General features: G+C 71.6%; 2 protein-coding genes and 1 pseudogene. 1 reads left to right on the top strand and 2 read right to left on the bottom strand.

Annotated elements, in window-relative coordinates:
- Together QR78_RS36325 and QR78_RS29410 are read right to left on the bottom strand one after the other, a co-directional pair.
- A pseudogene (locus QR78_RS36325) lies at positions 1-275 on the bottom strand (CAP domain-containing protein); the annotation flags it as partial.
- A complete protein-coding gene (locus tag QR78_RS29410) occupies positions 272-2,914 on the bottom strand; it encodes a DUF3772 domain-containing protein (protein ID WP_048431171.1) in 2,643 nt (880 codons plus the stop codon). The gene QR78_RS29410 and the pseudogene QR78_RS36325, both read right to left, overlap by 4 nt.
- Before the next feature lie 678 nt (positions 2,915-3,592).
- Here QR78_RS29410 and QR78_RS29405 point away from each other — a divergent pair.
- Positions 3,593-4,141 (top strand): HNH endonuclease, encoded by a 549-nt coding sequence (locus tag QR78_RS29405; protein ID WP_048431169.1) that lies wholly within the window; start codon positions 3,593-3,595, stop codon positions 4,139-4,141.
- The last annotated feature ends 138 nt before the right edge of the window (positions 4,142-4,279 follow it).

Here is a 4,279-nt window from a genome sequence, read left to right as displayed (position 1 = left end):
GCCGCCATGGCGGCGCTCTCGGTCTCGGCGAGGCGCTGGAGGCCGGGATCGAGGGCGAGCGGCGGGAGGCCCTTGTTGCTGCGGTAGGCCGCGATCATGTCGCGGGCGGCGCCCGCATCGATCTGGGCGCCCGTCGCCGCCATCGGCCAGTACAGGCTCGGTCCCGCCCCCGCCGCGCTCGGCACCCGCGTCGCCTCGGTCGCCGAGCAGGCGGCGAGGCCGGCCGGGAGGACCAGGAGGGCGAGGCGCCTCAGCGCGGCGGGGATGGCGGTCACGGCACGGTCTCGGGGGTTCTGCGGCGCTCGGCCTCGGGGTCCGGGCGAGTCTCGGGACGGCTCTCGGGGCGGACGGCGCCGGGCAGGGTCATGCGGGCGATCTGCCCCATGGCGTCCTGCATCGCGTCGAGCCCCTGAACCGTGACGATGCTCGATCCGGGTCCGAGATTGGGGATGAGACCGCCTTCCGACAAGGTCTTGAACACCGCGAAGTTGAGGTCACTCTGCACTTTCGCCTGCGAGCCGACGTCGGTGATCATCGCGATCAGCTCGAATTCGAGGAACGGATCGCCGATCTTGCGGAAGACCACCCGGGGCGGCGGCTCCTTGAGCACGTCGGCATGGGCCTTGGCGCAGCCGACGATCAGCTCGGCGGCATGGACCGGGTCCTGGTTGCGCAGGACGCTGACCGTGATCGTGACTCGCCCGGTACGGTCGCCCCGCACCCGGTTCTTCACCACGCCGGAGATCAGGTTCGAATTCGGCACGATCACCGCCGAGCGGTCGAAGGTCTGGATCTCGGTCGAGCGCACGCTGATGCGGCGGACATAGCCCTCGTTGTCGCCGATCACCACGAGGTCGCCGACCCGGATCGGCCGCTCCCAAAGCAGCAGGAGGCCGGAGACGAAGTTGTTGACGATCGATTGCAGGCCGAAACCGATACCGACCGACAGGGCGCCGGCCACGATGGTGAGCTTCTCGAGGCTCAGGCCGAGATACGAGAAGGCCAGCGCCAGGGTGAGCAGGAAGCCGACATAGCCGCTCACCGTCGAGATCGAGTTGCGCAGGCCCGGATCGAGGTCGGTGGCCGGCAGGTAGGTGTTTTCGAGCCAGCGCTGGATCGCCTTGGTGATGACGAGGCCCAGCGTGAACAGCCCGATCGCGATGGCGATGGTCGAGAGCGAGATCGTGACCCCGCCGACCGTGAAGCCGAAGAACGCGGCCTGCGCCCAGCTGAACAGGTCGGTCGAATCGACGCCCCAGGAGGCCAGCAGCAGCACGCCGGCGGCGGTGAGCAGCACCACCCGGACGAAGCCCGAGATCAGCACCGCGATCTGGTTGAGCGAGCGCTTGCGCAGGCCGGTATTGGCCTGGAGCGTCGTGGCGATGCGGGAATCGTCCTGGAGGGCGGAGGCCACCACGGCGTCGACGCTCGCGATCGCCAGGTAGAGCATCGCCGCCGCGATCGCGGTCCACATCAGCTGGTCGATCAGGAACGACGACAGGGCGATGTAGCCGACGAGCGCCGAGACGCCGATCGCCGCCACCACGATCCAGCCGAGGATGCGCAAGGGGCCGCCGATGCCGGTGGTCGATTCGGCGGCGATGTAGGGGCCGAGGCAGGCCTCGTCGGCCTCCTCGGCCCGGGCCGCGAAGCGGCGCAGGCCCTCGGCCAGCACCACCGCGACGACGGCGGCGAACACGCCCTTGGTGACGATGGTGATCGGCAGGCTGAGCGAGATGCCCTCGTTCAGCCCCTCGATCGTGCGCCCGACCGCGATCACCGAGGCGATGGCGAGGATCAGGCGGTTCAGCCGCTCGGCGGTGGCGTCGGTCATCGCCACGAGGCGCCAGGCCGGGCGGTCGGGCGAGAGCAGCGCGTCGGCCATCGCCTCGACCACCGCCACGAAGGCGAGCGAGGCGACGATCCGGTGCGCGGCGGGCAGGAGGCGCACCGGCAGCAGCTCGGTGACGTCCAGGGTGTAGCCGACGAGGAAGCTGCCGAGCACCGCCGGCACGGCGCCGACGAGGAAGACCCGCCAGGCTGCCATCACCCGGGCGAACCGGGTCGGCTGCCCGTCGGTCGCCGAGCGGTGGCCGACCCGCGGGGCGATGTGCCGGCGCCCGACATAGAGCGCCACCGAGATGCCGATCGCGAGCGCGAGCAGGACGAGGTTGAGGGCGGTCCCGCGGCGTTGGACCTGGACGACCGAGTCGTCGAGGGAGGATTTCAGCGCCCGCAGGTCGCGGCCGTAATCGCTCGTGGCGCGCAGCCACAGGCTCGGGCTCACCAGGCCGTCGGTGCGCTCGAACAGGGCGCGGGTGAAGGCGGCCCGGCGGCGGTTGCTGATCTGGTCGGTGATCTGGTCGCTCTGGACCAGGAGCGAGCGGGCGAGCCGCAGGGTGTCGTCGATCTCGGCGACGCCGGCCTCGCGCTGGGCCCGCTCCTGCGCCACGTCGGCGCCCTCGGGCTCCTTGGGCTTGGGCCCGAGCTGGTTCAGCCGCTCCTTGGCCGCGTCGAGCCGGGGGCCGAGCTGGTCGACGACCTGGCGCAGCCGGTCGGCCACCGGCGGGATGCCCTCGCGCAGGAGGGCGAGGTCGTCCTTGTTCAGCTCGCGATGGGTCAGGGCCTGCTCGCGCTGGTCGAGGTCGGCCTTCTCGGCGTCGAGCTGGGCGCGGATCTGCTTGATCTGCTCGGAGATCGGGGTCTGGGGCGGCGGGGTCGCGGGCTTGGCGGGTTCCGCAGGCGCGGCGGGCGGAGCCGCCGCGGGCTGGGCGGCCTTCGGATCACCCTTCCCGGTCGGCGCCTGGGCGACGACGGCCCGCTCCGGTTTCGCCGCGGGCCCCTGCGCGGCCGCGAGCCCGGGGCTCAGCAGGGCCGCAGCCAGGGCGATCGTCCATCGGCGAAGCTGTCTCATGCGCATTCCTTCTCACCGGCGTCTCGTCATCCACATCGCTCGCCCCGTCCCTGCCCCGCCACGCCGTCCTGGCGGACGAGGGTGGCGCGGCAGCGCGGCCCGTCGTCGGCCCGCTCCGGGGCGGCCCGGCCAGCCCCCGCCCAACTAGGTCATCGGGGCCGGACGGTCGAACGCGACGGGCCCGGCCCATCGCGGATCAATGGGGCGAAAATCGGTGCCGGGCGGTCCCTGCCGCAACGGAACAGGACCGGGCGTCGCGCAAGGCACCGACCAAGGCCCCGACGGGGGAGCGGGCGGGAGGTCGTCCCTGTGGAGCGCGAAACCGGTGGGGCGTGACGAGACGCCCCGAGCCGAAACCTTCACAACCCTGTCATGCTGCTATTAGACTAAGCCCTCGATGGACACGGCCTTTTCGTTCTGCTGCGGGAGGATGGCGGTGATCGCACCTCATCGGCAGCCCAGACGGCGACCGGCTCGCAACCCGGCCGCGCCGCACGGCGCGCGCTCCCCGAGCGGCCGTGGCGGCCATCCGGCGTGTCCTCCGACACTTCCCCCCACTCTTCCCGACCGGCTCGGAGGGTAGGCGATGGTCCCCATCTCCTCTCCTGGCGAGCACCGCGAGGACCGGCATCGCGCCGGCCCCCTTCGCTGCGGTCGGCCCGTCGCCAGGGCAGGATGATGCTGGATCTTCAAACCCTCGTGCTCAACGCGGATTATCGGCCGCTCTCCTACAATCCGCTCTCGCTGTGGTCGTGGAAGGATGCGTTCACGGCCCTGTTCCTCGACCGCGTCACCCTGGTGGCGAGCTACGACGTCGAGGCACGCTCGCCGAGCCGATCCCTGCGGGTGCCGAGCGTGGTGGCGCTCAAGAGCTACGTCGCGATGGCGCGCAGCCCCGCCTTCACGCGCTACAACATCTACCTGCGCGACACGTTCTCGTGCCAGTATTGCGGCCTGCGCCTGCCCTCGGGCGGCCTGACCTTCGACCACGTGGTGCCGCGCTCCCGCGGCGGCCTGTCGAGCTGGGAGAACGTCGTCGCGGCCTGCAGCCCGTGCAACCTGCGCAAGGCCAACCGCACGCCCGAGGAGGCCGAGATGCCCCTCCTCAACGAGCCGCGCCGGCCGAGCCGCCACGAGCTGCACCGCCGCCAGCCGGAATTCGACCACCGCCAGTACCACCACACCTGGATCGACTACCTGTACTGGGACAGCGAACTCGAGACCTGAGGCGAGGGGAGTCCGGCGGGATCGGCTGGTCGCCGGCCCCCTCCCGTACGGACACCCTGGAGGGAGCCGCCCGGTTTGGGCTACACGCTGGTGGCTTGATCCGCCCCGGCCGCGACGCGCGGCCGGGGCGGATCAAGC

Source organism: Methylobacterium indicum (assembly GCF_001043895.1).
GTDB lineage: Bacteria > Pseudomonadota > Alphaproteobacteria > Rhizobiales > Beijerinckiaceae > Methylobacterium > Methylobacterium indicum.
This window is presented reverse-complemented; position numbering and strand designations above follow the sequence as displayed.

Bases quoted from the DNA above. Each gene is read 5' to 3' on its own strand.
- QR78_RS29410 (WP_048431171.1), bottom strand. From the start codon at position 2,914: ATGAGACAGCTTCGCCGATGGACGATCGCCCTGGCTGCGGCCCTGCTG.
- QR78_RS29405 (WP_048431169.1), top strand. From the start codon at position 3,593: ATGCTGGATCTTCAAACCCTCGTGCTCAACGCGGATTATCGGCCGCTC.